This window comes from Stenotrophomonas sp. YJH_SMC_131 (assembly GCF_059367975.1).
This window is the reverse complement of record NZ_JCAFRJ010000002.1, coordinates 116,786-142,821: the sequence shown is the minus strand read 5'-3', so window position 1 is coordinate 142,821 and position 26,036 is coordinate 116,786. Positions and strand designations below refer to the sequence as shown.

Sequence of the window (26,036 nt, the reverse complement as noted above, 5' to 3'; positions counted from 1 at the left end):
GGTCGGATCCGTTTTCCAGAGGAAAACGGCTCTGACCCCGAACCGGAACACCGGGAACATGGGGTCAGAGCCCTTTTCCTGCGGAAAAGGGATCCGACCCCGCGCGCGTCAGATCTCGACCTGGGCCCCGAGTTCGACCAGGCGGTTGCCCGGAATCCGGAAGAAGCCGGTGGCCGGGGCGGCGTTGCGATGCATCAGCGCGAACAGCTTGTCACGCCAGATCGGCATGCCGCGGTTGGCGGTGGCGACGATGGTCTCGCGGCTGGCGAAGAAGGTAGTGTCCATCGGATCAAAATAGATGCCACCGTGGTCGCACGAGCGCATCAGCGCCAGCGGCACGTCCGGGGTCTCCATGAAGCCGAAGCGCACGTAGACGCGGTAGAACTCGTCACCCACTGATTCGATCTTCAGCCGCTGCCCTTCCATCGCATACGGGATCGGCAGGGTTTCCACGTGCAGGAACACGTTGCGCTCGTGCAGCACCTTGTTGTGCTTGAGGTTGTGCATCAGCGCATGCGGCGCCACGGTCGGGTCGGCGGTGAGGAACACCGCGGTGCCCGGCACGCGCACCGGCGGGGCCAGCATCAGGCCCGGCAGGAAGGTATCCAGGCGGATGCCGTCCTTGCGGATCTCGTCGCGCAGCAGCTCGCGGCCACGGCGCCAGGTGCGCATCATGGTGAACAGGAAGATGCCCAGCACCACCGGGAACCAGGCGCCCTGCAGCAGCTTGGCGCCGTTGGCGATGACGAAGCCGAGGTCGATGATGAAGAACACCACGCACAGCGGCAGCAGCCAGCCACGCGACTTCGGCCACAACGTCCGCGCCACCACGGCCAGCAGCAGGGTGTCGATCAGCATCGTGGCCGACACCGAAATGCCGTACGCCACGGCCAGGTTGGACGAACTGCGGAACGCCAGCACCAGCCCGAACACCATCACCGCAATGCCCCAGTTGATGCCCGGGATGTAGATCTGGCCGATGGTGTCGTGCGAGGTGTGCTTGATGCGCATGCGCGGGATGTAGCCCAGCTGCATGGCCTGGCGCGAGACCGAGAACGCGCCGGTGATGACCGACTGCGAGGCGATCACCGCCGCCATGGTGGCCAGGATGATCATCGGGTACAGCGCCCACGACGGCACTGCCTCGAAGAACGGATTCTTCAGGGCCTCGGGGTGGTTGAGCACCAGTGCGCCCTGCCCCAGGTAGTTCAGCACCAGGCACGGCAGCACGAAGAAGTACCAGGCGTGGCGGATCGGGCGCAGCCCGAAGTGGCCCATGTCCGCATACAGCGCTTCGCCGCCGGTCACCGCCAGCACCACTGCACCGAGAATGAAGATGCCGTGCCAGCCGTGCTCCATGAAGAAGCGGATGCCCCACCAGGGGTTGAAGGCCTTCAGCACCTCGGGCGCATCGACGATGTTGTAGATGCCGATTGCCGCCAGCGACACGAACCAGATTGCCATGATCGGGCCGAACGCCTTGCCGATCTTCTCGGTACCGAAGCGTTGCGCGGCGAACACCGCCAGCAGCACCACCAGGGTGACCGGCACGATGAAGACATGAAGTCCGGGCGCGGCCACCTCCAGGCCTTCGACCGCACTGAGCACGGACATGGCCGGGGTGATCACGCCGTCGCCGAAGAACAGCGAGGCGCCGAAGATGCCGAGGATGCCCACCACATAAGCCGAGCGCGAGCCGTTGCGCAGCGTGCGTTGGGTCAGCGCCATCAGCGCCATGATGCCGCCTTCGCCATCGTTGTCGGCGCGCATGATGATGGTGACGTACTTCAGGGTCACCACCAGGTTCAGCGCCCAGAACGCCAGCGACAGCACGCCCAGCACGGTGTCGTGGTCGCTGTTGAGCCCGTAGTGTGGCGAGAACGCCTCCTTCAGGGTGTACAGCGGGCTGGTACCGATATCGCCGAACACCACGCCGATCGCACCGATGACCAGCGCCAGTCCTCCAGCGGAGGGGGCGTGGCCATGGCCGCCGGGGGCGGCTGCGTGCGGGGTTTGACTGCTGGACATGGGACTCCTGGCGAAGCTCAGGCGGTAGGTTGGGGGAAAGGGACGCGGTTCAGCGCAGCGCGGACTGCAGCGCCTTGCGGATCACGGTGGCCACTTCGTCGCCTTCATTGAAGGCATCGCGGGCCATGCGGGCCGCTTCGGCCGGCTTGTAGCCCAGCTGCTGCAGGGCCACGGTGGCATCGGACAGCGGATCGGCCGGGGCCGGACCACTGCCGGTGGGCAGCGCGCCGCCGGCACCGAACTGGGCCGCGCGGTCACGCAGTTCCAGCACCATGCGTTCGGCGGTCTTCTTGCCGATACCCGGGATGCGGGTCAGCGCGGTGATGTCGCCGGCCTGGACCATGCGCGCGAATTCTTCGACGCTGACACCGGACAGCACGGCCAGCGCGATCTTCGCGCCGATGCCGCTGACCTTCTGCACGTCGCGGAACAGGCGCCGCTCGCCCTCGCGCAGGAAGCCGTACAGCGAGACGCTGTCTTCCTTCTGCGAGTAATGGGTGTACAGGGTGACCTCGCGGCCGAGCTCGGGCAGGTCGTAGAAGGTGCTCATCGGCGCCTCCAGTTCGTAGCCCACTCCGTTCACGTCCACCACCAGCCACGGCGGCGCCTTGTAGGCGACGATGCCGCGCAGTCGACCGATCATTGCGTGCAGCTCCTCATTTGCGGCCCCACGCCTGGCGGGCACTGAGCCCCAGGCGGTTGGCCGTCGCCCTTACGTGGGCATGGGTGATCGCCACCGCCAACGCGTCGGCCGCGTCGGCCTGCAGCTTGGTTTTCAGGTTGAGCATGAGCCCGACCATGTGTTGAACCTGTTGCTTTTCGGCGCCACCGCGCCCGACCACCGCGAGCTTGATCTCGCTGGCGGCGTATTCGTGCACCGGCAGGTCGCGCAGCACCACGGCCGAGATCGCCGCGCCGCGGGCCTGGCCCAGCTTCAGCGCCGAATCGGGATTGCGCGCCATGAACACCTTTTCGATGGCCACTTCATTGGGCTGGTACTCGCGGCACAGATCGGCCAGGCCCAGCACCAGCAGTTTCATGCGCTGCGGGAAGTCGTCGGCGCCCAGCAGCACCAGCGGCTGGTGGTGCACGTAACTGACGCGGCCGGCGGCGTCGACATCGATGATGCCGACCCCGGTCCGCTGCGAACCGGGGTCGATGCCGAGGATGCGGGTCATGCCGCGCTCCTGGCGGGGCGGAACGGGGGGCGCTGGCAGGCGTATGGGCTCATGACTGTCCGCGGTGACCGTTCAACGGCCCGCGCCCAGGCCGTCGAGGACGGCTCAGGCGTAGGCGTCGGCGCCGAGTTCGGCGTTGGAATACACGTCCTGCACGTCGTCCAGGTCTTCGAGCATGTCCAGCAGCTTCTTGACCTGCAGGGCGACCTCGCCTTCGACCTTGATGTCGTTGTCGGCGCGGAAGGTGATCTCGGCGTGGTCGGCGACATGCCCGGCGGCGACCATTGCGTCCTTGACTGCGTTGAACGCGTCAGGGCTGGTGACCACGTCGATCGAGCCGTCATCGGGGTAGACCACGATGTCGTCGGCGCCGGCCTCGATGGCTGCTTCGGTGATGGCTTCCTCGTCGGCACCCGGGGCGAAGCTGAGCACGCCCAGGCGCTTGAACATGAAGGCCACCGAGCCTTCGGTGCCCATGTTGCCGCCGCACTTGCTGAACGCATGGCGGACGTCGGCCACGGTGCGCACGCGGTTGTCGGTCAGGCAGTCGACGATCACGGCCACGCCACCCGGGGCATAGCCCTCGTAGCGGATTTCCTCGTAATCGACGCCTTCCAGTTCACCGGTGGCCTTCTTGATGGCGCGCTCGATCACGTCCTTGGACATGTTCACGGCCAGGCCCTTGTCCACCGCCACGCGCAGGCGCGGGTTGTTGTTGGGGTCGCCTCCACCGCCGCGCGCGGCAACGCCGATCTCGCGGATGATCTTGGTGAAAATCTTGCCGCGCTTCGCGTCGGACGCGTTCTTGCGGGCTTCGATGGAGGGGCCTCTACCCATGGGTGCTACCGTCTGGCTGCTTCAGGATCAAGGCGCGGATTCTACCTGATCGGGCGCTGCAACCGTGTCTAGGCCCGTATTGTTGTAGCGCCGGGCCAATGCTCGGCTCAATGGGCCCGACGGAATGCAGCCGAGCATGGGCTCGGCGCTACAAGGCGGCCCCGCCTGCCCTGCCCCTATGCCGCCGCCGCGTCGCGGCTGTGGTCGAAGTGGCCGTGGCGCAGGAAATGTGCGGTCTGCCGCGCGGCGTCGGGCGACACCACCAGGCCGCTGTGGCTGGTACGCACCACGCAATGGTCGGCCAGGCCCGGCAGGCGGGTCTCGGCCAGGGCCACGGTGCCGTCGGACGCATCGTCGATCGCGCCCAGCAGGCTGCCCAGCCCGTGCGGCACCGAACCGGCGATCAGGCCAACCTCGGCCTTGCCCTGCCAGTCCGGCAGGCCGTCCAGCAGCAGCTCGCTGCTGCGCCCCAGCGCCAGGCCCCAGCCATGATCGGACAACGAGCGCGCGGTACCACTGCCGCGCAGCGGCGAGCCCAGGCAGACCACGCGCTGCACTGGCAGCTGCGGATCGCGGCGCAGCGCCTCCAGTGCCAGCAGTCCGCCCAGGCTGTGACCGACCAGCGACAACGGCCCGGCGTCGGCCAGACGTTCCAGCAACTGCGGCACTGCCACATCGGGGCCACCGAACACCGAGGGATAGCCGAACGCGTGTACCTGGAAACCACGCGCGCGCAGGCGCCAGGCCAGTGGCCCGACCCAGGCACGGGCATTCCAGATGCCATGCAGCAGCAATACGGGGGGAGTCATGCAAACAGCCTGGCGGTCAGCGGGGCAGGAACGTGAGGTGATTGAACACGCGCGCGCGGCAAGCGGCGGTGAACGTCAGGCCGCGCGCGGCGCGCGGCGCAGGATGAATTCGAGGTCCTGGGTGTCGCCGACAGGGAACAGGTACTCGCCGGCCTTCTCGAAGCCGTAGCGGGCGTAGAAGCGCTGCGCGCCGAAGTTCTCCGACCACACGCCCAGCCACAACGTGCGCGGGCCTTCGTGTTCCAGCCAGGCCAGCGCGGTTTCCAGCAGGCGGCTGCCCCAGCCGCAGCTCTGCTGCGTCTTGACCAGGTACAGGCGCTTGAGTTCGCCGTCACCGGGTTTCACATCCGGATGCGGCAGGCCACAGGGGCCGGCGGCGGCATGGCCGACCGCCTCCCCATCCAGTTCCAGCAGCCACACCGCGTAATCGGGGTGGGACAGGATCACGCGCTGGCGCTCGACCGTGTAGGCCTCCTCGAGGAAGGCCTGCAGGTCCTGCGGCGGGTACAGATGGCCGAAGGTTTCAGTGAACGTGCGTGCGGCCAGCGCCGACAGGGTCGGCGCGTCGTCCACAGTGGCGCGGCGGATCGAATACATGCAGGAAGTTGACGTCAGGGCGAAGCGCGGGTCAAGCCTTTCCAGGCGATTCCGCTTCTTCTTCCTCGTCCTCTTCCTCGTATTCCTCTTCGTCCTCGTCCTCTTCTTCCTCGCCTTCCTCGTCCTCGTCGTACTCTTCTTCCTCTTCGTCGTCCTCGTAGTCCTCGACGCCGAAGTCTTCACCGTCCCAACGGCCTTCGCCGTCGGCGACGAAGGTCAGGGCCATCGCGGCCGGATTGGTGCCGACGCGGACCAGCCACCCCCCGAACACGCGTGCACGCTCGGTGACCAGGGTGGCCTCGGAGCCTTCATTGCCCAGCTTTTCCCACTCCAGCGAAAACGCAAACTCGGTCATTGCCTGGATCTCCTGATCAGTTGGTCTTGGGGCGAACCTGGATGTGCACTTCGGCCAGCTGCGCGTCGACGATCGGCGACGGCGCGTCGGTCATCAGATCCTGTGCACCGGTGGTCTTCGGGAACGGGATGACGTCGCGGATCGACTCGGTTCCGGCCATCAGCGCGGCGATGCGGTCGATGCCGAAGGCGATGCCACCGTGCGGCGGCGCGCCGTAGTTCAGCGCGTCGAGCAGGAAGCCGAACTTGGCGCGGGCCTCTTCGGCGCCGATGCCCAGCAGCTCGAACACCGCGCTCTGCATGTCCGGACGGTGGATACGGATCGAACCGCCGCCAATTTCATTGCCGTTGAGCACCATGTCGTAACCGCGCGAGACGGCGGTACGGGCATTGGCGCGCAGGTCGGCGATGTCGTCCACGGCCGGTGCGGTGAAGGGGTGATGCAGGGCGACGTAGCGCTGTTCTTCCTCGTCCCACTCGAACATCGGGAAGTCGGTGACCCACAGCGGTGCCCAGCCGTCGGCGACCAGGCCAAAGTCCTTGCCGGCCTTCAGGCGCAGCGCGCCCATGAAGTCGGAGACCTTGTTGTAGCCACCGGCACCGAAGAACACGATATCGCCGTTGCCGGCACCGACATGGGCCACCAGCGCCGCGAAGCGCTCTTCGCTGAAGAACTTCTGGATCGGCGAGCTGACTTCGCCGTTGTCGGCGATCTTGATGTAGGCCAGGCCCTTGGCGCCGTACTTGGCGGCATGCGCGGCGTACTCGTCGATCTGCTTGCGGCTCAGCGCCGCGCCGCCCGGGATGCGCAGCGCGGCGACGCGGCCTTCGGCATCGTTGGCCGGGCCGGTGAACACGGGGAACTCGCTGTCCTTGACCAGTTCAGCCACGTCGACCAGTTCCAGCGCGATGCGCAGATCCGGCTTGTCCGAACCATAGCGACGCATCGCCTCGGCCCAGGTCATGCGCGGGAAGCTGGCATCCAGCTCGACATCGACCACTTCCTTGAAGATGGCGCGGATCATGTCCTCGACGAAGTCCTGCACATCGCGTTCGCGGACGAAGGCGAACTCCATGTCCAGCTGGGTGAATTCCAGCTGGCGGTCGGCACGCAGGGCCTCGTCGCGGAAGCAGCGCGCGATCTGGTAGTAGCGGTCGAACCCGGCCACCATCAGGATCTGCTTGAACAGCTGCGGGCTCTGCGGCAGGGCGTAGAACTCGCCCGGATGCATGCGCGCCGGCACCAGGAAGTCGCGCGCGCCTTCCGGAGTGGCCTTGGTCAGGATCGGGGTCTCGATGTCCTGGAAGCCCTTTTCGTCCAGGTGGCGGCGCAGCGCCTGCACCAGCTTGATGCGGGTGCGCTGCATGCGCTGCATTTCGGGGCGGCGCAGGTCCAGGTAGCGGTACTTCAGGCGGGTTTCCTCGCCCGGGTTCTCGTGGGCGTGGAACGGCAGCGGGGCGGCCTTGTTCAGCACGGTGATGGCGGTGGCGATCACTTCCACCTTGCCGGTGCGCATCTTGTCGTTCACCGCGTGGCGGGCGCGCACGACGCCCTCCACCTGCAGCACGTCCTCATAGCCCAGCGACGCGGCCACGGCGAACACGTCGGCGTTGTCGACCTCCACGGTCACCTGCACGATGCCTTCATGATCGCGGAGATCGATGAAGCAGACGCCGCCCTGGTTACGGGCCACGTCGGTCCAGCCGGCGAGGGTGACAGTCTGGCCAATCAGGGTCTCGTCGACCAGGCCGCAGAAGTGGGTACGCATGGGGGGAAGCTCCGCTGGAGAACGCCGGCACCGGATGGGGGCCGGAAAGCCTCGTATTCTGCGGCCGAGGCCCCGGCCGGGGCAAATCCGGGCAGTCACGCCGGCTTGATCGCCCCGGTCCCTATAGTCGGGCACCTGCCACCGTATGGGATGCCGCCATGAAATCGTTGTCCCTGGCCAGCCTGGCCGTGACCCTGAGCACTCTGGCCGTGCTCGCCCTGCCCTCTGCTCCGGCCGCTGCGCAGGACGGGGTGATCCGCTGCGAAAGCCAGAACAACCGTGAACGTGTCTGCAGCACCGGCTGGCGCAATGCGCAGCTGGTCCGCCAGCTGTCCGGCAGCGCCTGCGACGAGGGCCGCACCTGGGGCAGCCGCAATGGCAGCATCTGGGTCAGCAATGGCTGCCGCGCCGAGTTTGTTGAAGCCCGCGGCGGCTGGGGCGGTGGCAATGGCGGTGGCTGGGGCGGCAACAACGGCCGTCCCGGCGAAACCATCCGCTGCGAGAGCCAGAGCAACCGTGAGCGCAGCTGCCCGGTCGGCTGGCGCAACGCCCGCCTGGTCCGCCAGCTGTCCGGCAGCCCCTGCGATGAAGGCCGCACCTGGGGCGTGCGCAACGGCGCGGTCTGGGTCAGCAACGGCTGCCGCGCCGAGTTCGCCGAGGCCCGCGGCTGGGGCGGCGGCGGTGGCTGGGGCGGCGGCAACAGCAATTATTCGATCACCTGCAGCAGCAACAACAACCGCACGCAGAACTGCGACTGGGATGAGCGCCAGGGCCGGCCGGTGCTGCAGCAGCAGCTGTCCGGCAGTGCCTGCCAGGAAGGCCGCAGCTGGGGCTATGCACGCGGCCAGGTGTGGGTGAGCAACGGCTGCCGCGCACGCTTCAGCGCGCGCTGAGCCCCGGGGTCGGATCCCTGGCCGACGGCCAGGGCTCTGACCCGTGGGTTCATGCAGTGACCGGGTCGGACCCTCCGCAGGAGGGATCCGACCCGAAGATCAGGGTGCTGGCGCCTTCTCGTCGCCCCACGGTGCGGGCGGCAGCTCGACCGGCTTGCTCAGGTCGAACTTCACGCGGAAACGGCGGCCTTCCGGGCGCGTCAGTTCGTAGACGAAAGTCTGGTCGGGGTCGATCTCCATCGCCCAGGTGTTGTGCGTGGAGGCCAGCATGTCGGCACGACGGAACATCGCCACCGAATCGGAGTCGGCTGGGAACCGCTGGCGCTCGGCGGTGCCCGGTGGCGTGCTGTCGCCGCCATAGAGGGTGATCGCGTCGGGGCTACCGTCTTCGTGGCGATGATCGTGTTTCAGGCGCAGGCCGTTTTCGGTGCGGGTCAGCACCCAGGTGCGCGAATGGTCATCCCCCACATGGAAGGGAATCCGCAGTTCATGGGCGGGGTCGGCACAGCCGCGCACATGCATGACCAGGCGCTGGCCGGCGAACGGGTCCTTGCCGGTCGGTGCCGGCGTGTCCTCCACCACCCGGCCCTCATAGGCCTGGCCGCAATGCGCGGCGATGGCAGCCATGAAGGCATCGGCCGGTGCGGTCGCCAGATCATGCGCGACCGTATCGGAACGCTGCGAGCAGGCAGCGAGGCTGAGCAGGAGGGCGGAAGCGGTGACAACGGCAGGCAGTTTCATGCCCCAACCCTAACGGCCATGGCCGACGGGCGCAAACCGCGCGCGGCAACCGGTCAGCGTTCGGCGATGTGAGGTTCCGGCCGCGTCTCGGTGGCCGCTACCGGCGCGGACTCGCCCTCGCCCGCCGGCTCCTGCTCCACCGGATCGACGTCGAAGGGTGTGCGGAACACCAGCGACGGCAACAGTGTGGTCAGTGCGGCGTACAGCAGCAGCGCGCCGAACAGCACCGCCGGAATCTGGAAACGCTCGCGCATGATCGCCGCCAGCACCAGGGTGAAGATCAGGGTCGGGGCCAGCGCCAGCGAGACGCGCAGGCTGCTGCGGAAGCTCTCGCCGAACATCACCCGGCGCTGCAGCCAGACCACGCCGATGCGCAGCGGCAGCACCACCAGGGTGATCACGATGCCCAGCCCCAGCGCCTCGAAACTGAGGGCTTCGCTGGGCACCTTGGTGCCGGCATTGAAGAAATAGAATGGCACGAAGAACGAGGCGAACAGGCGCAGCGCGTGCAGGTTCTCGTGCGAGGCCAGCAGCGGCATGCGCTGGTGCAGCAGGCGCGCGACCAGGCCGGCGATGAACGCGCCCACGAGGTAATACACGCCCAGCAGATAGGTGATGTACGCCGCCACCATGCCGACCATCACCAGCAGCGAGAACTCCGAGCCCGGCGCGTGCGGCGCCACCCAGCGGCCCAGCGCGATGAACAGCAGCGGCAGGCCGATCATCATCGCCAGCAGGGCCAGGCTGGACAGCGCCATGTGGCCCGGGTCGCCGGCCTGCAGCACGATGAACAACGCCGCCAGCGCCAGCAGTTCGCCGGCGATGGCCTTGCTGGTGACCCAGAACCGCTCGTCCTCGCTCAGGCCCAGCCGCGACAGCGAATCCATGATGAAGCCGGTGGAGGGCGTCAGCAGCGCCAGCGCCAGCAGCCCAGCGGCCTGCCATGGCAGCCCCGCATAGCGCCAGGCCAGCCAGCCCACGCCGAACAGCGTGCCGGTACGGATCACCAGGTGCGCCAGCAGCGGCCACATGCCACGCCGCAGCGCCTGCAGATCCACTTCCAGGCCCGCGAACAGGAACAGCGAGGAAATGCCCAGCGTGGCCAGCAGGCCGATCACCGCGTCGTGTGCCTGGTCGCCCAGCCAGAGCATGCCGATGATGCCGAACAGCAGGCAGGTCAACGGTGCCGGCAGGCTGAAGCGCTGCAGTGCGCGCGGGATCACCAGCAGCGCGAAGATCAGCAGCAGGTAGATCAACTCATGGCTCATCGGGGTCTTCCGTGGGGTTCGAACGCGCGCAGGATGCGCGTGCCCGACCGATCCGGCAAGCCATTTCCCAATGACCCCGGTTACCTCATCCGATCATCGCATCGGCCAGCGCCCCCACCCGTGCAAGCACTGCTGCGCGCTGGTCGTCATCGACCGATGCGCCCTGCAGATAGGCGGTGACCACCCACGCGGTGCCGCCCGCATGCGGCCACAGCACGGCGATGTCGTTGCGCGTGTCATCACCGTTGCTGCCGGTCTTGTCCCCCACCCGCCAGCGCTTGCCCAGCCCGGCGCGCAGGCAGGCATCGCCGGTCTGGTTGTCGATGAGCCAATCGGCGAACTGCCGGCGCGATGCAGGCTGCAGGCCATTGCCCACCGCGAAGCGGGCCAGGCTGGTGGCCATCGCGGCCGGGCTGGTGGTATCGCGCGGGTCTCCCTTCGCGAACAGATTCACGTCCGGCTCGTTGCGGTCATTGCGGGTAATGCTGTCGCCCTGCCCGCGCAGGAATGCCGTCAGCGCCGACGGCCCGCCCACCACCTCCAGCAGCAGGTTGGCCGCCGTGTTGTCGCTGGTGGTCAGCGTGCCCCGGCACAGGTCGCGCACGGTCAGATCCTTGCCCACGTGGCGGCGCACCACCGGAGCGTAGGACAGCAGATCCTTCCCGGCGATGGGCACACGGGTGTCGAGCGAAACGCGGCCTGCATCGGCAAGGCTCAGCACATGGGCGACCAGCATCGACTTGAACGTGCTGCACATCGGGAAGCGCTCATCCTGCCGATGCCCGCCGATGCGACGGCCGTTGCCGGTGTTCAGCACGGTGACACCCAGGCGGCCACCGCTGGCTTTCTCCAGCGCGGCGAAATCGGCGGCGCCGGCAATGGCGGCGTTCGCGGCGGGTATGCCAGACGAGGCGGAAACCGGTTGCGCCAGCGCCGGGGCAAGCAGCGAGGACGCAACGGCAGCACCACTGAACTGCAGGAATCGGCGACGGGCGAGCATAGGGGTTCTCCTGGTGACCGCTCGATTATTGGCGCCTCCCCTGCAGCCGACCAGCGCGAAAAATCAAGGCAAGCCATAAGTGGAATTCATGCCTGTCGCGATCAACTCATTGAGATTTACGAAATTCCTCATTGAACGAGTACGATCAGCCATCATCCTGGCTCACGGCTTTTCGATGTTGCACCCTACCCTGCCGCTGAACGCGCTGCGCGCTTTTGAAGCCGCCGCCCGCCACCAGAACTTCACCCGTGCCGCGCTCGAGCTGTGTGTCAGCCAGGCCGCGCTGAGCCATCAGATCCGTGGGCTGGAGGACCGGCTTGGCATCCGCCTGTTCCATCGCCTGCCACGCGGCGTGGCGCTCACCGATGAAGGGGCAGCGCTGTACCCGGTGCTCAACGAAGCGTTCGAGCGCATTTCCGCCAGCATCGCGCGCTATACCGGTGGCCCGGCACGCGAGGTGCTGACGCTGGGCGTGGTCGGTACCTTCGCCACCGGCTGGCTGCTGCCACGGCTGGCGGCGTTCGAAGCCGCGCACCCGGACATCGAGCTGCGCCTGCAGACCCACAACAACCGTATCGACCTGGCCGGCGAAGGGCTGGACCTGGCGATCCGCTTCGGCGATGGCGACTGGCAGGGCCAGGCCTGCACGGCAATCCTCGATGCGCCCTTCGCACCGCTGTGCGCCCCCGCATTGGCGCGGCGGCTGAAGCAACCGCGCGACCTCGCCACACTGCCGTTGTTGCGTTCCTACCGCAGCGACGAATGGCCGCGCTGGTTGCAGGCGGCCGGGGTGAGCGGCGTGGAAGCCCGCGGGCCGGTGTTCGATTCCTCACTGACGGTGGCGATGGCCGCCGCCGGGGGCGCCGGCGTGGCCTTGCTGCCCTTGCGCATGTTCGAGCAGGAACTGGCCGAGGGCCGCCTGCTGCAGCCCTTCGGCACCACCTTGGAGCTGGGCCGCTACTGGCTGACGCGGCTGCGCTCGCGCGCCGAGCGCGAACCAGCCAAGCGCTTCCGCGAATGGCTGCAGGCGCAGGGCACGTAACAAAAAAGGGGACGGAGGGGATTAAGTCGTTTGTGGCACAAACGACTTAATCCCCTCCGTCCCCTTTTTTTTTGCGTGATCAGGACTCCAGCAGCTCCATCCACGCCGCTTCGGCCTTCTCCAGCTGCGCGGCGGTGGTTTCGCGGTCGCGGCCGATCACCGCCATGCGGGTGGCATCGGCATAGTTGGCCGGGTCGGCCAGCTGGCGGTCGAGCTCGGCCAGCGCGCCCTCCAGTTCGGCCACCTTGGCCTCGGCAGCCGCCAGCTTGTGTGGGTTCACCGGCTTCTTCTGCACCACCTGCGCCACCGGTGCGGTCTTGACCACCACCGGCTCTTCCACCTGCTCCATGCGCGCCTTGGTGCCCTGCGCCTGCGGGCGGGTGCGCAGCCACGCGGCGTACGCGTCCAGGTCGCCATCGAACGGTTCGACCACACCATCGGCCACGCGCCAATAGGTATCGCAGACCAGGCCGATGAGGTGGCGGTCATGCGAGACCATCACGATCGCGCCTTCGAAGGTGGCCAGCGCTTCGGCCAGTGCTTCGCGCATTTCCAGGTCAAGGTGGTTGGTCGGTTCGTCCAGCAGCAGCACGTTCGGCTGCTGCCAGGCGATCAGCGCCAGCGCCAGGCGCGCGCGCTCGCCACCGGAGAAGCCATCAACCGGCTCGAATGCACGATCGCCCGGGAAGTTCCACTTGCCGAGAAAATCGCGGAAGGACTGGTTCGGTGCGTCCGGGGCGATCTCGCGGAAGTGCTCCATCGGCGATTGGCCTTCGTGCAGCGATTCCACGGTGTGCTGGGCGAAGTAGCCGATCTTCAGGTCCGGGTGCGCCATGCGCTCGCCGACGATCGGTGCAAGTTCGCCCACCAGGGTCTTCACCAGGGTGGTCTTGCCCGCACCGTTCGGGCCGAGCAGGCCGATGCGCTGTCCCGCTTCCAGGCCGAAGCCGACGTTGTGCAGGATCACCGCGTCCTTGCCGTAACCGGCCTCGACGTGGTTCAGGCGGATCAGCGAGAACGGCAGCTTGGCCGGCGGCGCGAACTCGATGCGGAACTCGCGCTCGGCGCGCACCGCTTCGGTGCCGGCCAGCTTGGCCAGGCGCTTCATGCGGCTCTGCGCCTGCGCAGCCTTGCTGGCCTGCGCCTTGAAGCGGTCGATGAAGCTCTGCAGGTGGGCGCGCTCGGCCTGTTCCTTCTCGTGCGCGATCTGCTGCTGGCGCAGCTGTTCGGCGCGCTGGCGCTCGAAATCGGTGTAGCCGCCCGGGTAGAGCTTGGCGCCGCCGCCATGCAGGTGCAGGGTGTGGGTGGCCACGTTGTCGAGGAACTCGCGGTCATGCGAGATCAGCAGCAGGGTGCCCGGGTACTTCAGCAGCCACTGTTCCAGCCAGTACACCGCGTCCAGATCCAGGTGGTTGGTCGGTTCGTCGAGCAGCAGCAGGTCGCTGGGCATCATCAGCGCGCGGGCCAGATTCAGGCGCACGCGCCAGCCACCGGAGAACGAGGACACCGCACGGTGGTGCGTCTCGGCAGGGAAGCCGAGGCCGTGCAGCAGCTTGCCGGCACGCGCTTCGGCGTCGTAGGCCCCCATCTCGGCCATCTTGGTGTGCGCGTTGGCCACCGCCTCCCAGTCTTCGCGCGCGGTCGCCTCGGCCTCTTCGGCCAGCACCGCGGCCACCTCGGTATCGCCGCCCAGCACGAAGCTCAGCGCCGGATCCGGCAGCGACGGGGTTTCCTGGGCCACGCTGGCGATGCGCACCTTGCCGGGCAGGTCGACGTCACCCTTGTCGGCCTCCAGCTCGCCCTTCACCGCCGCGAACAGGCTGGACTTGCCAGCACCGTTGCGGCCGACCACACCTACCCGGTAACCGGCGTGCAGGGTCAGGTCGACATTGGACAACAGCAGCCGCTCGCCGCGGCGCAAGGCGAAATTACGAAGGGAGATCATCGGGGGAGGGGTCCATATAACCGGATGGAATGTGCTGGTGAGCACTGTTCCTGCGACGCAATTCTAGCGTTAACGAATACTTGACGCGTCCCGGGATGCGCAGTGGCCGACGTTCCTCTCTCCCACGTCCCCGCCGCGCGCGTCCCGGGGTCCCTTCCTGCCAGCGCTGATCCGGGCTAAATGGTTGCTGCTGCAACGTTTTTTCTGACGCCTGGCATTTGACAGGCACTGAATATCCCGTTAATTGCTGTATTGCGCACCGCAACAACCGCCGTCCGCCTCACGCTCGTGATGTCGATTCCGGTGCCGCCCCCGCCAACCGGAGCCCATCCCGATGACCCGCAAGACCCGCCTGATCGCCGCCGCCGTCGCTGTCGCACTCGGTGGCTCTCCGTTCGTCGCCGCTGCACAGCAGGCCGGCACCGCCGCCAACACCCTGGACACGGTGATCGTCACCGGCACCCGCGTGGCCGACCGCACGGTCGCCGAATCGCAGTCGCCGATCGACATCATCACCCCCGAAGTGCTGCAGTCCACCGGTACCAGTGAACTGGCCACCGCACTGTCGCGCGCCCTGCCCTCGCTGAACTTCCCGCGCCCGGCGCTGACCGACGGCACCAGCGGCGTGCGCCCGGCGCAGCTGCGCGGCCTGTCGCCGGACCAGGTGCTGGTGCTGGTCAACGGCAAGCGCCGCCACACCTCGGCGCTGATCAACGTCAACGGCAGCATCGGCCGTGGCTCGTCGGCGGTGGACATCAACGCGATCCCGATCGCCGCGATCGAGCGCGTGGAAGTGCTGCGCGACGGTGCCTCGGCGCAGTACGGCTCGGACGCCATCGCCGGCGTCATCAACATCGTGCTCAAGGGCAGCGGCAGTGGCGGCAGCCTGGCAGTGGACTACGGCCAGTACTCGGCCGGCGACGGCAACAAGTACCAGCTGTCCGGCGACACCGGCGTCGAGTTCGGCAACGGCCGCGGCCGCGTGCACGTGGCCGGCCAGATCAGCCAGCAGGACGAGAGCAACCGCGCCGGCCCGTACCGCGGCACCACGCCGAACACCGGCAACTTCCCCAGCATCGGCCAGAAGACCTTCATCGTCGGCGACCCGCGCGTGGATGCCACCGCGGCCTCGGCCAACGCCAGCTTCGACTTCAGCGACCACGTGACCGGCTACGCCAGCGCGCTGCTCAGCAACCGCGACATCACCTCGTTCGCGTTCTACCGTTCGCGCAACCACAGCGGGCAGAGCGCGCTGCTGGCGCAGACCTACCCGGACGGCTACGTGCCGGAGATCAACCAGTATTCCAAGGACCGCTCGCTGGTGGCCGGGGTCAAGGGCAACACCGACAACGGCTGGACCTGGGACCTGAGCCTGAACCACGGCGAGAACACCCTGGACTTCCACACCCGCAACAGCATCAACTACAGCCTGGGTGCGACCAGCCCGCGCTCGTTCTACGACGGCACGCTGAAGTACCAGCAGGACATCTTCAATGCCGATCTGACCAAGTCGCTGGACTGGGGCCTGGCCTACCCGGTCACGCTGTCCTTCGGCGGTGAGTACCGCAAGGAGAAGTGGGACCAGAACCCGGGCGAACTGAACTCGTACACCGGCAGCGGCGCGCAGGGCTTCGCGGGCTTCACCCCGACCAATGAAGTGCATGCCGACCGCCACAACTACGCGGTCTATGCCGGCCTGGAAGCGGACCTGACCGACAAGTTCTCGGCCGGCATCACCGGCCGCTACGAAGACTATTCGGACTTCGGCGACCGCTTCTCGGGCAAGCTGTCGGCGCGCTACGCGTTCACCGACAAGGTGGCGCTGCGGGCCACCGCCTCCAGTGGTTTCCGCGCGCCCTCGCTGGCGCAGCAGGGCTACCAGGCGGTGACCAGCCAGTTCCTCAATGGCGTATTCGTCGAGCGCGGCACCTTCCCGACCACCAGCCAGGCCGCGCAGGCGCTGGGCGCCTCGCCGCTGAAGGCCGAGACCTCCACCTCCTACAGCCTGGGCCTGGTGCTGCAGCCGGTCGACCGCCTGTACATCACCGTCGATGCCTACCAGATCGACATCGATGACCGCATCGCACTGTCGTCGAGCATCACCACCAATGCCGCGACCAGCGCGCTGCTGGGCACCCTGGGCCTGCCGCAGGTGACCGCGTTCTCCTACTTCACCAACGGCCTGGATACGCGCACCCGCGGTGTCGACTTCGTCTCCAGCTACACGGTACCGTTCAGCGCCAGCAGCCTGGAGCTGACCGCGGCATACAGCTACAACGACACCGAAGTGCGCCGCGTTGGCGGCACCCCGCCGGTGTTCGGCACGCTGGGCCTGACCCAGTCGCTGATCGGCCGTGATGAGATCGGTCGCATCGAGGACAGCTACCCGCGCGACAAGGCGATCCTGAGCGGCACCTGGCGTTCGGACCACTGGGAGCTGGGCCTGGCCGCCACCCGCTACGGCAAATTCACCGTGCGCAACTCGGCCACCGCGCTGCGTGACCAGACCTACGGCGACGCCTGGGTGGTGGATGCCTCGGCCAGCTACAAGCCCAGCAGCAACTGGACCCTGACCGTGGGTGCCGACAACCTGCTGGACAAGTACCCGGACCGCACCGAAGACCTGCAGAACTCCACCTTCGGCATGCTGCCGTACAGCAACTACTCGCCGTTCGGCTTCAACGGCGCGTATGTGTACGGGCGGATCAAGTACACCTGGTAAGGGGTAATGGGTGCGCCGGGCCCTGCCCGGCGCTGCTCCACACACCCGCCCGCGGCCTCGGGGCAGGCGCGGCCCTGACCGTATACCGTTGCCAGCTCCTGCACCCGGTTTCCAGGCTGTGCGCTGTTGCACGCGCCTCATAGGTCGTCCCGTGCATAATCAGCGGACCAACGAAGGAGCCGCTCCGTGACGAGAGCCTGCATCACTCGCCGCCATGTGTACGCTGCGCTCGCGTGGGTTGCGCTGGCGGCCCCCCTGTCAGGGTGTTCAGGAGATCACGTGAAACCCAGCTATTCCAAATCGAGCCTTGAGCCGGTCGTCGTCACCCAGCTCTCCGCGTCGAAGCTCCAGGTCCAGTTCAATGAACCGATGGAAAGCATGTATTACGCGGCAGGGATGAGCTATGTCGTGGAAGGGGACACCATGAAAGTCGTTGTTGATCGCTGCCCCATATCCGGCCAATGCACAACCATGCTGCGGCGCGACGTGAAGCCCGGACCTGCTGGCCCGGCCCGTCAGGAAATTCCCTTGATGGCGCCGCGCGTGGTGATGCTGTACGCCGATGGCGAAACACAGATTTTTCCGTAAGGGCATCCCATGAGCGACAAGGTCGTCCTCGGCATCCATAGTCACGTAGACCCCCAATACACAGGGGTCGTTCAATCAGTTCGTGGACGGCCACGCCTGGATCTCGGTGACGCGAAACGGCCATACGACGTTCCATGGCCTGTGGCCAGACAACCATCCACTCGTTGAGGACAATGGCCCAGGTTCGGACATCCGCGAAGGCATGGAAGCCCGGGCCACACCTTCGGCCTCACGCTATTACGAATTGACTCCCGAGCAGGTCAAGCGACTTGACCAGGCCTTGGGCGAAAATGTCACCTGGTCATATGGCAATACCTGCGCATCGTGGGCGACCAGTACCGTGAACAAGGTTACCGGGCAGTCCCTGGATGCAGGCGAACTGCTGTTCACCGATACACCGCGGGAGCTGATCGAGTCCATTCGCAAGGCAGAGCGCGTGCGGCCCACCAGTCCTTCGCAGCCGCAACCGGCAACCGAACGGCCGGAAACCAGCATCCCATCGCTGAGCGATGCCTCGGCATCGCTTCACCAGCAGGCACTCGCCGGCGTCCACGCGCTGGACGCATCGTTGGGTCGCGCATCTGATGAAGCCAGCCAACGCATGGCGGCCAGCCTCACCCAACTTGCCCGGGCACAAGGTCTGGAACGGATCGACCATGTGGTATTGGGCTTGCCGGCTGGTCAGCCCCCAAGGCCGGAGAACGTCTTCGTCATTCAAGGAGCCTTGGATGACCCGGGCCATCTGCGTGCCCACATCAACATTGAAACGGCCCTTCAGCCACCCGTTGCGGAGTCGCTGCGGCAGATTCATCAGTTGGACAAGCAGCTGGCCGCCTCGCCGCAGCAGGCCGAGCCTGCCCTGGAAGAGACCCAGCGCCGGCAGATGGTGTGATCATCGACGGCTACGCCTGGAGCCCCCCATAGGTAGGCACCATTCGGCCCGTCAGGGCCTGCCATCTCTCAACAAGGCTTGATATCTCGCCCGTACAAGCCGCCCACGCAACGATCCGATACGCTGGCCAGGTTTGCCGTATGTGACCGCATCGGTGAAAATCGGGGCATCCCCCGATTGCCTGCGAGTGCCGATGCACCATGACACCGACCTGATCAACATCGTTGCCGTTGGCCTGGGGCTCGCCTTCATCTTCGGCGCGCTGGCCAACAAGCTCCGCTTGTCTCCCCTGGTCGGTTACCTGGTTGCTGGCATCTGCGTAGGCCCGTTCACCCCCGGCTTCGTCGCCGACCAGGCGCTGGCCAACCAGCTGGCCGAACTGGGCGTGATGCTGCTGATGTTCGGCGTCGGCCTGCACTTCTCGCTGAAGGACCTGATGGCGGTCAAGGCGATCGCCATTCCCGGCGCCATCGGCCAGATCGCGGTGGCCACCCTGCTCGGCTGGGGCGTGGCCTCGCTGATGGGCTGGCCCGCCATCCATGGCGTCATCTTCGGTTTCTCGCTGGCCACCGCCAGTACCGTGGTGCTGCTGCGGGCGATGGAGGAACGCCGCCTGCTGGAAACGATGCGTGGCAAGATCGCGGTCGGCTGGCTGATCGTGGAAGACCTGGCCTGTGTGCTGGCGCTGGTGATGATGCCGGTGATGGCCGGTGTGTTCGGTCCTGACGCGGCCAAGGAATCGCACTCGCTCGGCAGCGTGCTTGCCGACATCGGCTGGACCTTCGTGCAGCTGGGCCTGTTCGTGGCGGTGATGCTGGTGGTCGGTCGGCGGGTCATCCCGTGGATCCTCGAGCGCATCGCCGGTACCGGTTCGCGTGAGCTGTTCACCCTGTCGGTGCTGGCGATCGCGCTGGGCGTGGCGTTCGGCTCGGCGATGCTGTTCGGCGTCTCGTTCGCGCTGGGCGCGTTCTTCGCCGGCATGCTGCTCAACGAATCGGAGCTGAGCCACAAGGCCGCGCATGATTCGTTGCCGCTGCGCGATGCGTTCGCGGTGCTGTTCTTTGTGTCGGTCGGCATGCTGTTCGACCCCAACATCCTCGTCCAGCATCCGTGGCAGGTGCTGGCCACCGTCGCCATCATCATGTTCGGCAAGTCGGCGGCGGCATTCTTCATCGTGCGTGCGTTCGGCCACCCGACCAGCACCGCGCTGACCATCTCGGCCAGCCTGGCGCAGATCGGCGAGTTCGCCTTCATCATCGCCGGCCTCGGCGTGGCGCTGCAGATCCTGCCGAAGGAAGGCCAGTCGCTGGTGCTGGCCGGCGCGCTGGTGTCGATCATGCTCAACCCGCTGGTGTTCGGCCTGCTGGACCGTTGGCAGGCCAAGCAGGAGCAGTCTCCGCAGGTACCCGAGCCGCCCGAAGCGATCGGCCCGTCGCGCGACCTGCATGACCACGCCATCGTGATCGGTTACGGCCGCGTCGGCAGCGAACTGGCGCAGGTGCTGCGCGACCGTGGCGTGCCGGTGCTGGTGATCGATGACAACAAGGAACACGTCGAGCAGGCACATGCCAAGGGCCTGGCGGCGATCCGCGGCAGTGCCGCCGCCGACCGGGTGCTGGCCGAGGCCCATCCGGAGCGCGCCAAGATCGCGGTGCTGGCGATTCCGCAGCCGCTGGAAGCCGGTGAGGCGCTGGCCAAGCTGCGGGCGATCAATCCGGACCTGACCCTGCTGGCGCGCGCGCACAGCGATGCCGAGGTGAAGCATCTGCTGGAGCACGGCGCCGATGGCACGGTGATGGCCGAGCGCGAGCTGGCGTATTCGCTGGCGGAGATGATCATGTCCACGCCGCCGTACCGGAACCTGGGGCAGCACAGCATTCCGGTGGTGTGAGGGGTGTGCGTGCGGCAGGGCTTGCAGCCCTGCACCTGCCGAAACAACGGCAACGGCAAAAGCGGGCATAGCGTGGGATGGCGGGGTGGGTCCGATTGCGGGAGACGCCGTAAACCCTTCCATGGGGGCTTGGCCGCGGCATCCATGCCGCGGACACTCCCGCAACCGGACCCACCCCGCCTTCGACAGTTCCCCGCTGCTGTTGGTGGATGTCGACCTTGGTCGACACGGCGGCGCGCGGGGTCAGATCCGTTTTCCAAAGGAAAACGGATCTGACCCCGGAAACAAAAAATCCCCGGTCGACCCGCATCGACCGGGGATCTGGATCGCCACGTTGCCACGCCTTGGAGAGGCAGTTCCACCGTAACCCATCGCGGTGCCGGCGGTGATCGCCTGTGGCGATGACGACCAAGCGCGCAGCTATCAGGCGCCGGCCAGGGCCTGTTCCAGGTCCGCGCGCAGGTCGCCAATGTGCTCGATGCCGATCGACAGCCGCACGGTGTCCTCGCTGACACCGGCCTTGGCCAGCTCCGCTGCATCCAGCTGGCGATGCGTGGTCGAAGCCGGATGGGTGGCCAGTGACTTCGCATCCCCCAGGTTGACCAGGCGGGTGAACAGCTTCAGCGCATCGAGGAAGCGGGCGCCGGCCTCGCGCCCACCGGGCAGACCGAAGGTCAGTACGCCCGAGCCGTGTCCACCCAGATAGCGCTGCGCGGCGGCATGCTCGGGGTCGTCGGCCAGTCCGGCGTAGCGCACCCAGGCTACCCTGGCATGCGCCTTCAGGAACTGCGCAACGGCCAGCGCATTGGCATTGATGCGTTCCATGCGCAGGGCCAGGGTCTCGATGCCCTGCAGGATCAGGAACGCGTTGAACGGCGACAACGCAGCGCCCGTATTGCGCAGCGGCACCACCCGCGCGCGGCCGATGTAGGCCGCTGGCCCCAGGGCTTCGGTATAGACCACGCCGTGGTAACTGGGGTCGGGCTGGTTGAGCCGTGCGAAGCGTTGGGGCTGTGCGGTCCAGTCGAAGTGGCCGGAATCGATGATCGCGCCGCCCAGGCTGTTGCCGTGTCCCCCGAGGTATTTGGTCAGCGAATGCACCACGATGTCGGCGCCGTGCTCGAACGGGCGCAGCAGGAACGGCGTGGCCACGGTGTTGTCGACGATCAGCGGCACCCCGGCGGCATGCGCGACCTCGGCGATGGCGGCGATGTCGGTGACATTGCCGCGCGGGTTGCCGATGGATTCGACGAACACCGCCTTGGTGCGTTCGTCGATCAGCGCGGCGAACGCGGCCGGGTCGGCCGGGTCGGCGAAGCGCGCCTGGATGCCGTACTGCGGCAGCGTGTGCGCCAGCAGGTTGAGGCTGCCACCGTAGAGCGCACTGGAGGCGACGATGTTGTCGCCGGCCTCGGCGATGGTCTGGATGGCATAGGTGATCGCGGCCTGCCCCGAGGCCAGCGCCAGCGCGCCGATGCCGCCTTCCAGCGCGGCCAGGCGCTGCTCCAGCACGTCGGTGGTGGGGTTCATGATGCGCGTGTAGATGTTGCCCGGAACCTTCAGGTCGAACAGGTCGGCGCCGTGCTGGGTGTCATCGAAGGCATACGCCACGGTCTGGTAGATCGGCACCGCCACCGCGCGGGTGGTCGGGTCGGGACGGTAACCGCCGTGCACGGCCAGGGTTTCCAGTTGCCACTGCGGGTCGCTCATTGCACCAGGCTCCATCCGGGAAACCGCCACCATAGGCCAGCCGGGGCCGCCCGCTGAAAGCCGCTGGCGATGACGTCCGTACCCGCGGTTATCAGGTTGGCCGCGATTCAGGCAGTCGTCATGGGGCGTTGCTAGGCTGCGCCGCCGGGCGCTCCTGCCTGGGAACGGAGGCCCCACGCATGCAGCCATCCCCTTGGACTCCCCCTGCCAGCAGTTCGCCCACGTCGGTCCTGCTGGTGGAGGACGACCGTCGCCTGGCCGAACTGGTCAGCGACTATCTCCACGAACATGGCTTCGCCGTGCAGCACGTGGCACGCGGCGACCTCGCCAGCGCCGCCTGCCGCCAGCATGCACCGGAGCTGGTGGTGCTGGACCTGATGCTGCCCGGCCTGGGGGGCATCGATGTGTGCCGGCAGATCCGCAGCTTCTCCGATGTGCCGATCCTGATGTTGACCGCCTGTGAGGACGACATCGAGCAGGTGCTGGGCCTGGAATCGGGTGCCGATGACTATGTGCACAAGCCGATCGAGCCACGCCTGCTGCTGGCCCGCCTGCGCGCCCTGCTGCGTCGCCGCCACGGCAGCAGCAATACCGGCACGCCCAGCCGGCTGATGCATGGTGAGCTGCTGATCGATCGCATGCAGCGCGAGGTGCACCTGCACGGCCAGCCGGTCGAGCTGGGCACCACGGAATTCGAGATCCTGTGGCTGCTGGCCAGCCAGCCGGGGCAGATCCTGTCGCGCGACCAGATCCTGCAGGCGGTGCGCGGCATCGGCTTCGACGGTCTGGACCGCAGCGTCGACGTCTGCATCGGCAAGCTGCGCCGCAAGCTCGGCGACGATGCGCGCGAACCGCGGCGGATCAAGACCGTGTGGGGGCGCGGCTACCAGTTCAATCCTGCGGCCTGGTCGGAATGAAGCGGCTGTTCCTGTGGCTGTGGTTCATCACCGGCGCCTGCTTCCTGGTGTCGGTGTTCTTTCTCAACCACATCCTGGATGGCATCTACACGCCCGTGCAGGATCGCGTGTTCGTGCAGCAGGTGCGCGGGCAGGTGTACGCCCTGCGCAGTGGCCTGGCCGGCCTGGACGCCGTCCAGCAGCGTGAGCGCCTGCAACAGTGGCAGCCACACTACGGCATCGCCCTGACCCTGCTCGACAAACCTCCCGCGCTCGACGCGCAGGAACAGGAGGCCGTGAAGGCCGATGGCTTCATCGTGCGCGATCAGTACCAGCAGGTGCTGCTACCCATCGACGGCATCGGCGGCCGCTGGCTGCACCTGCGCCTGCCCGGCGCGGTGCAGATGACGACGTACATGACCATCGCCGCCTACCTCAGCATCCTGCTGCTGGTAGGCGCCAGCCTGTATGCCTGGGTGCGCCTGCTCTGGCGCGACCTGGAAGCACTGCGCCGGCACGCCGACCGCATCGGTTCCGGCGACCTGCAGGCACGTGCGCAGGTTTCGCCCCGCTCGCAGATCCGGGTCATCGTCGAACACTCCAACCGCATGGCGGCACGCGTTGCCGAACTGGTGCAGCGCCAGCGCGACCTGACCCATGCCATTTCGCACGAACTGCGCACGCCCATCGCGCGGGTGGCCTTCGGCCTGGACCTGATGCAGGACAGCGATGACCGCGAACGCCGCGAACGGCTGGCGCAGGGCCTGCACGGCGACCTGGCCGAGCTCAACCGGCTGGTCAGCGAACTGCTGGCCTACGAACGGCTGGAGCATCCCAGCGAGGGCGAACCGATGCAGCGCATCGAAGCCAACGACTGGCTGCAGGCCTGCCTGGCCGATGCCCGCCGCGATGCCGAACGTGCCGGCATTGTCCTGCGCGTGCAGCCCAGCGCGTTGCCGCGAGTGGATGCCGAGCCACGCCTGTTGCAGCTGGCGCTGAGCAACCTGGTCGGCAATGCGCTGCGCCACGCGCGTTCGCAGGTGGAGGTCTCGCTGGTCGGTATCAGCGGCCGCGCCTGCCTGCGCGTGGACGATGACGGCCCGGGCATCGCCGAAGCCGATCGGGAGAAGGTGATGCGCCCGTTCACCCGCCTGGACGACAGCCGCAGCCGCGATACCGGCGGCTTCGGCCTGGGCCTGGCCATTGTCGGCCGCATTGCAGCCCGCCACGGCGGCGAGCTGCGCATCAGTCGCGCCACGCTGGGCGGCGCGCGCCTGGAAATGCACTGGCCGCTGGCTGCCAGCTGAACGCCCAAGGGCGCGATTACAGTTGATTACAACTCCCGCACAACTGCGGACGGATCGGTCGCCGGCATATCGCCACGCTGGCAACCCTGCAGCACTCGCCGGATGCGCGCGCTGCTTTCCTCCCATTGCCGAGAGTTTCCATGTCCCAGCTTCGCCGTTCCCCCGCCCTGCTCTGCCTGGCCGTGTTGCCGCTGTTCGCCGCCCCGATCGCCCACGCCAAGGATGACCACTGGACCTTCGAGCTCGCCGCCGGCGGCGGCGTGGCACCGCGCTACAGCGGCAGCGAGGAGTATCGTGCGACGCCGTCGCTGTCCTTTGATGTCACCTCGCCGGGGGGATGGTTTCTGGGCACCAGTGGCATCGGCTGGGGCACCTCCCTCGGCGAGCACACGCGCGTGCGTGCCTATGTCGGCGCCAGCGGCATCCGCAAGGACAAGGACTCGCTGCTGGGCGGTTCGGACTTCCTGCGCGGCATGGGTGATATCGATACCCGTCCCCTGGTCGGCGTCTCGGCTGGTTATACGCTGGGCGAAGCCGTGCTGAGCGGCTCCTGGCAGTTCACCCGCAAGGACGAGGACAAGGCCGAGAACGGCCTGGCCACCCAGCAGATCCATCTGAACCTGAGCATGCCGCTGTTCGACCTGGCCGGTGGCGTGGTCAGCGGCAGTGTTTCCACCGACTACGGCAATCGCGGCTACATGCAGACCTGGTACGGCGTCAGCCCGGAACAGGCCAAACGCACGGGCTTCGCCGAGCACAGGCCGAAGGCCGGCCTGGTCAGTGCCGGTGTCGGCCTGAAGTGGAGCCACCGCGTGGGCCGCAACGGCAACTGGTACATCTCGGCCGAAGGCACGCGCCTGCTCGGCGATGCGGCCAACAGCCCGATCGTGCAGAAGGCAAACCAGTTCGGGCTGATGAGCGGTTACACCCACCGCTTCTGATGCATGAAGGGCGCCGCTGGGCGCCCTTTCCCTCTGCGGTCAGCGGCAGGCCGGTGCGTCGCCGTTGCCGCACAACCCGACCTCGCGCAGCCAGCCGATCCACTGCACGACGTCCTCCTTCTCCGGCTCGGAGCGGAACGACTTCTGCACGGTGTGGAAGCCCTGCTTGCCCTGCACGCCCTTGATCCAGGTGAACTCCGGCTTGCCTGTCCCCGGATTCCGCGGGCAGCTGAGCATCAGCAGGGCGAAGGGCCGTCCCCCTTCTTCACCTTCGCGGATCCAGTGGCTCTGCGCCGCCGGACAGGCGATGCGCCACCCCGCCTCGATGATGCCGAGGAACTCACGCGGACTCACATGGCCACTGTTCGGCGCATCGTTGACGGTGACCATGTCGGTCCAGTCGTGCACGGTCTGGCCCTGTGGCACGTACTCGGTGATGCGGTTGCCTTGCGCGTCGGTGCTCTGGTGGGCCTGCTGGTAGCCCTTCATCGGCGGCAGCTGGACCTGTTCGGCGGCCGCGGCGTGTCCACAAACAGCAGCCAACGCCAGCGTCATGCAGAGTGAAGCCCTGCGGGCAACGTCCATGCGGTTCTCCTCATCCTTGCGAAAGTGAAACAGGACCATCGTG

General features: G+C 67.3%; 23 protein-coding genes. 9 read left to right on the top strand and 14 right to left on the bottom strand.

Annotated features, from left to right (window positions below; genetic code table 11):
* Window positions 1-108: 108 nt before the first annotated feature.
* From AC5P56_RS04505 to aspS, 8 genes are all read right to left on the bottom strand, one after another.
* Entirely contained in the window at window positions 109-2,028 is a 1,920-nt protein-coding gene (locus AC5P56_RS04505; protein WP_014648162.1) for a potassium transporter Kup, read from the bottom strand.
* A 49-nt stretch (window positions 2,029-2,077) separates the two neighbouring features.
* Entirely contained in the window at window positions 2,078-2,671 is a 594-nt protein-coding gene (gene ruvA / locus AC5P56_RS04500) for a Holliday junction branch migration protein RuvA (protein ID WP_014648163.1), read from the bottom strand.
* A gap of 13 nt (window positions 2,672-2,684) precedes the next feature.
* Window positions 2,685-3,206, bottom strand: a complete 522-nt coding sequence (gene ruvC / locus AC5P56_RS04495) for a crossover junction endodeoxyribonuclease RuvC (RefSeq protein ID WP_014648164.1) — start codon at window positions 3,204-3,206, stop codon at window positions 2,685-2,687.
* A gap of 105 nt (window positions 3,207-3,311) precedes the next feature.
* Window positions 3,312-4,043, bottom strand: coding sequence for a YebC/PmpR family DNA-binding transcriptional regulator (locus tag AC5P56_RS04490; protein ID WP_014648165.1), 732 nt, complete (start codon window positions 4,041-4,043; stop codon window positions 3,312-3,314).
* A gap of 176 nt (window positions 4,044-4,219) precedes the next feature.
* The gene (locus AC5P56_RS04485) at window positions 4,220-4,852 is read right to left on the bottom strand and encodes an esterase/lipase family protein (protein WP_032958946.1); all 633 of its coding nucleotides are present in this window, start codon (window positions 4,850-4,852) and stop codon (window positions 4,220-4,222) included.
* Between the two features lie 75 nt (window positions 4,853-4,927).
* Window positions 4,928-5,449, bottom strand: coding sequence for a GNAT family N-acetyltransferase (locus AC5P56_RS04480; protein WP_014648167.1), 522 nt, complete (start codon window positions 5,447-5,449; stop codon window positions 4,928-4,930).
* A 31-nt stretch (window positions 5,450-5,480) separates the two neighbouring features.
* Entirely contained in the window at window positions 5,481-5,804 is a 324-nt protein-coding gene (locus AC5P56_RS04475) for a hypothetical protein (RefSeq protein ID WP_014648168.1), read from the bottom strand.
* Window positions 5,805-5,820: 16 nt separating this feature from the next.
* The gene (aspS, locus tag AC5P56_RS04470; protein WP_111206115.1) at window positions 5,821-7,572 is read right to left on the bottom strand and encodes an aspartate--tRNA ligase; all 1,752 of its coding nucleotides are present in this window, start codon (window positions 7,570-7,572) and stop codon (window positions 5,821-5,823) included.
* Between the two features lie 158 nt (window positions 7,573-7,730).
* On the opposite strand from aspS, the gene AC5P56_RS04465 reads away from it, so the two are divergent.
* Window positions 7,731-8,465, top strand: coding sequence for a DUF3011 domain-containing protein (locus AC5P56_RS04465; RefSeq protein ID WP_032958942.1), 735 nt, complete (start codon window positions 7,731-7,733; stop codon window positions 8,463-8,465).
* Between the two features lie 99 nt (window positions 8,466-8,564).
* Here the strand turns inward: AC5P56_RS04465 and AC5P56_RS04460 are convergent, their stop codons facing one another.
* The 3 genes from AC5P56_RS04460 to blaL2 form a co-directional block, all read right to left on the bottom strand.
* Window positions 8,565-9,206, bottom strand: a complete 642-nt coding sequence (locus AC5P56_RS04460) for a hypothetical protein (RefSeq protein ID WP_014648171.1) — start codon at window positions 9,204-9,206, stop codon at window positions 8,565-8,567.
* A gap of 53 nt (window positions 9,207-9,259) precedes the next feature.
* Window positions 9,260-10,474: a cation:proton antiporter gene (locus tag AC5P56_RS04455; RefSeq protein WP_032958940.1), complete on the bottom strand. Its 1,215-nt coding sequence runs from the start codon at window positions 10,472-10,474 to the stop codon at window positions 9,260-9,262.
* A gap of 85 nt (window positions 10,475-10,559) precedes the next feature.
* Window positions 10,560-11,474 (bottom strand): L2 family extended-spectrum class A beta-lactamase, encoded by a 915-nt coding sequence (gene blaL2, locus AC5P56_RS04450; protein WP_049440342.1) that lies wholly within the window; start codon window positions 11,472-11,474, stop codon window positions 10,560-10,562.
* A gap of 175 nt (window positions 11,475-11,649) precedes the next feature.
* On the opposite strand from blaL2, the gene ampR reads away from it, so the two are divergent.
* Complete coding sequence (ampR, locus tag AC5P56_RS04445; protein ID WP_046432167.1) at window positions 11,650-12,516, top strand: LysR family transcriptional regulator AmpR; 867 nt, start codon at window positions 11,650-11,652, stop codon at window positions 12,514-12,516.
* A 79-nt stretch (window positions 12,517-12,595) separates the two neighbouring features.
* Here ampR and AC5P56_RS04440 read toward each other — a convergent pair whose 3' ends face one another.
* Window positions 12,596-14,461 (bottom strand): ABC-F family ATP-binding cassette domain-containing protein, encoded by a 1,866-nt coding sequence (locus AC5P56_RS04440; RefSeq protein ID WP_014648175.1) that lies wholly within the window; start codon window positions 14,459-14,461, stop codon window positions 12,596-12,598.
* 334 nt (window positions 14,462-14,795) lie between these two features.
* On the opposite strand from AC5P56_RS04440, the gene AC5P56_RS04435 reads away from it, so the two are divergent.
* From AC5P56_RS04435 to ybaL, 4 genes are all read left to right on the top strand, one after another.
* Window positions 14,796-17,183 carry a TonB-dependent receptor plug domain-containing protein gene (locus tag AC5P56_RS04435; RefSeq protein WP_014648176.1) on the top strand — a complete coding sequence of 796 codons (2,388 nt, stop codon included), beginning with the start codon at window positions 14,796-14,798 and terminating at the stop codon, window positions 17,181-17,183.
* Window positions 17,184-17,462: 279 nt separating this feature from the next.
* A complete protein-coding gene (locus AC5P56_RS04430; protein ID WP_005418535.1) occupies window positions 17,463-17,771 on the top strand; it encodes a hypothetical protein in 309 nt (102 codons plus the stop codon).
* An 82-nt stretch (window positions 17,772-17,853) separates the two neighbouring features.
* A complete protein-coding gene (locus tag AC5P56_RS04425; RefSeq protein WP_053092054.1) occupies window positions 17,854-18,663 on the top strand; it encodes an XVIPCD domain-containing protein in 810 nt (269 codons plus the stop codon).
* A gap of 193 nt (window positions 18,664-18,856) precedes the next feature.
* Window positions 18,857-20,554: a YbaL family putative K(+) efflux transporter gene (gene ybaL, locus AC5P56_RS04420; RefSeq protein ID WP_041863753.1), complete on the top strand. Its 1,698-nt coding sequence runs from the start codon at window positions 18,857-18,859 to the stop codon at window positions 20,552-20,554.
* Window positions 20,555-20,977: 423 nt separating this feature from the next.
* Here the strand turns inward: ybaL and AC5P56_RS04415 are convergent, their stop codons facing one another.
* Window positions 20,978-22,264, bottom strand: a complete 1,287-nt coding sequence (locus tag AC5P56_RS04415) for an O-acetylhomoserine aminocarboxypropyltransferase/cysteine synthase family protein (RefSeq protein WP_049440347.1) — start codon at window positions 22,262-22,264, stop codon at window positions 20,978-20,980.
* Window positions 22,265-22,443: 179 nt separating this feature from the next.
* Here AC5P56_RS04415 and AC5P56_RS04410 point away from each other — a divergent pair, with 179 nt between their 5' ends.
* The 3 genes from AC5P56_RS04410 (at window position 22,444) to AC5P56_RS04400 (ending at window position 25,408) form a co-directional block, all read left to right on the top strand.
* Window positions 22,444-23,181: a winged helix-turn-helix domain-containing protein gene (locus AC5P56_RS04410; RefSeq protein WP_014648178.1), complete on the top strand. Its 738-nt coding sequence runs from the start codon at window positions 22,444-22,446 to the stop codon at window positions 23,179-23,181.
* Window positions 23,178-24,467, top strand: coding sequence for an ATP-binding protein (locus AC5P56_RS04405; RefSeq protein ID WP_197621705.1), 1,290 nt, complete (start codon window positions 23,178-23,180; stop codon window positions 24,465-24,467). Before AC5P56_RS04410 ends, AC5P56_RS04405 begins: the two co-directional genes overlap by 4 nt.
* Window positions 24,468-24,607: 140 nt before the next feature.
* Complete coding sequence (locus AC5P56_RS04400) at window positions 24,608-25,408, top strand: MipA/OmpV family protein (RefSeq protein ID WP_046432175.1); 801 nt, start codon at window positions 24,608-24,610, stop codon at window positions 25,406-25,408.
* A gap of 39 nt (window positions 25,409-25,447) precedes the next feature.
* On the opposite strand, the gene AC5P56_RS04395 is transcribed toward AC5P56_RS04400, so the two are convergent.
* Entirely contained in the window at window positions 25,448-25,993 is a 546-nt protein-coding gene (locus AC5P56_RS04395; protein WP_495231476.1) for a hypothetical protein, read from the bottom strand.
* Window positions 25,994-26,036 lie beyond the last annotated feature (43 nt).

What these genes read in the sequence shown, in the direction of transcription:
- AC5P56_RS04410 (WP_014648178.1), top strand. Translation starts at nt 22,444, where the DNA reads ATGCAGCCATCCCCTTGGACTCCCCCTGCCAGCAGTTCGCCCACGTCG.
- AC5P56_RS04405 (WP_197621705.1), top strand. Translation starts at nt 23,178, where the DNA reads ATGAAGCGGCTGTTCCTGTGGCTGTGGTTCATCACCGGCGCCTGCTTC.
- AC5P56_RS04460 (WP_014648171.1), bottom strand. Translation starts at nt 9,206, where the DNA reads ATGAAACTGCCTGCCGTTGTCACCGCTTCCGCCCTCCTGCTCAGCCTC.
- AC5P56_RS04455 (WP_032958940.1), bottom strand. Translation starts at nt 10,474, where the DNA reads ATGAGCCATGAGTTGATCTACCTGCTGCTGATCTTCGCGCTGCTGGTG.
- AC5P56_RS04485 (WP_032958946.1), bottom strand. Translation starts at nt 4,852, where the DNA reads ATGACTCCCCCCGTATTGCTGCTGCATGGCATCTGGAATGCCCGTGCC.
- ruvC (WP_014648164.1), bottom strand. Translation starts at nt 3,206, where the DNA reads ATGACCCGCATCCTCGGCATCGACCCCGGTTCGCAGCGGACCGGGGTC.
- ruvA (WP_014648163.1), bottom strand. Translation starts at nt 2,671, where the DNA reads ATGATCGGTCGACTGCGCGGCATCGTCGCCTACAAGGCGCCGCCGTGG.
- AC5P56_RS04395 (WP_495231476.1), bottom strand. Translation starts at nt 25,993, where the DNA reads ATGGACGTTGCCCGCAGGGCTTCACTCTGCATGACGCTGGCGTTGGCT.
- AC5P56_RS04505 (WP_014648162.1), bottom strand. Translation starts at nt 2,028, where the DNA reads ATGTCCAGCAGTCAAACCCCGCACGCAGCCGCCCCCGGCGGCCATGGC.
- AC5P56_RS04415 (WP_049440347.1), bottom strand. Translation starts at nt 22,264, where the DNA reads ATGAGCGACCCGCAGTGGCAACTGGAAACCCTGGCCGTGCACGGCGGT.
- AC5P56_RS04490 (WP_014648165.1), bottom strand. Translation starts at nt 4,043, where the DNA reads ATGGGTAGAGGCCCCTCCATCGAAGCCCGCAAGAACGCGTCCGACGCG.
- AC5P56_RS04465 (WP_032958942.1), top strand. Translation starts at nt 7,731, where the DNA reads ATGAAATCGTTGTCCCTGGCCAGCCTGGCCGTGACCCTGAGCACTCTG.
- AC5P56_RS04480 (WP_014648167.1), bottom strand. Translation starts at nt 5,449, where the DNA reads ATGTATTCGATCCGCCGCGCCACTGTGGACGACGCGCCGACCCTGTCG.
- AC5P56_RS04440 (WP_014648175.1), bottom strand. Translation starts at nt 14,461, where the DNA reads ATGATCTCCCTTCGTAATTTCGCCTTGCGCCGCGGCGAGCGGCTGCTG.
- ampR (WP_046432167.1), top strand. Translation starts at nt 11,650, where the DNA reads ATGTTGCACCCTACCCTGCCGCTGAACGCGCTGCGCGCTTTTGAAGCC.
- ybaL (WP_041863753.1), top strand. Translation starts at nt 18,857, where the DNA reads ATGCACCATGACACCGACCTGATCAACATCGTTGCCGTTGGCCTGGGG.
- aspS (WP_111206115.1), bottom strand. Translation starts at nt 7,572, where the DNA reads ATGCGTACCCACTTCTGCGGCCTGGTCGACGAGACCCTGATTGGCCAG.
- AC5P56_RS04400 (WP_046432175.1), top strand. Translation starts at nt 24,608, where the DNA reads ATGTCCCAGCTTCGCCGTTCCCCCGCCCTGCTCTGCCTGGCCGTGTTG.
- AC5P56_RS04475 (WP_014648168.1), bottom strand. Translation starts at nt 5,804, where the DNA reads ATGACCGAGTTTGCGTTTTCGCTGGAGTGGGAAAAGCTGGGCAATGAA.
- AC5P56_RS04435 (WP_014648176.1), top strand. Translation starts at nt 14,796, where the DNA reads ATGACCCGCAAGACCCGCCTGATCGCCGCCGCCGTCGCTGTCGCACTC.
- blaL2 (WP_049440342.1), bottom strand. Translation starts at nt 11,474, where the DNA reads ATGCTCGCCCGTCGCCGATTCCTGCAGTTCAGTGGTGCTGCCGTTGCG.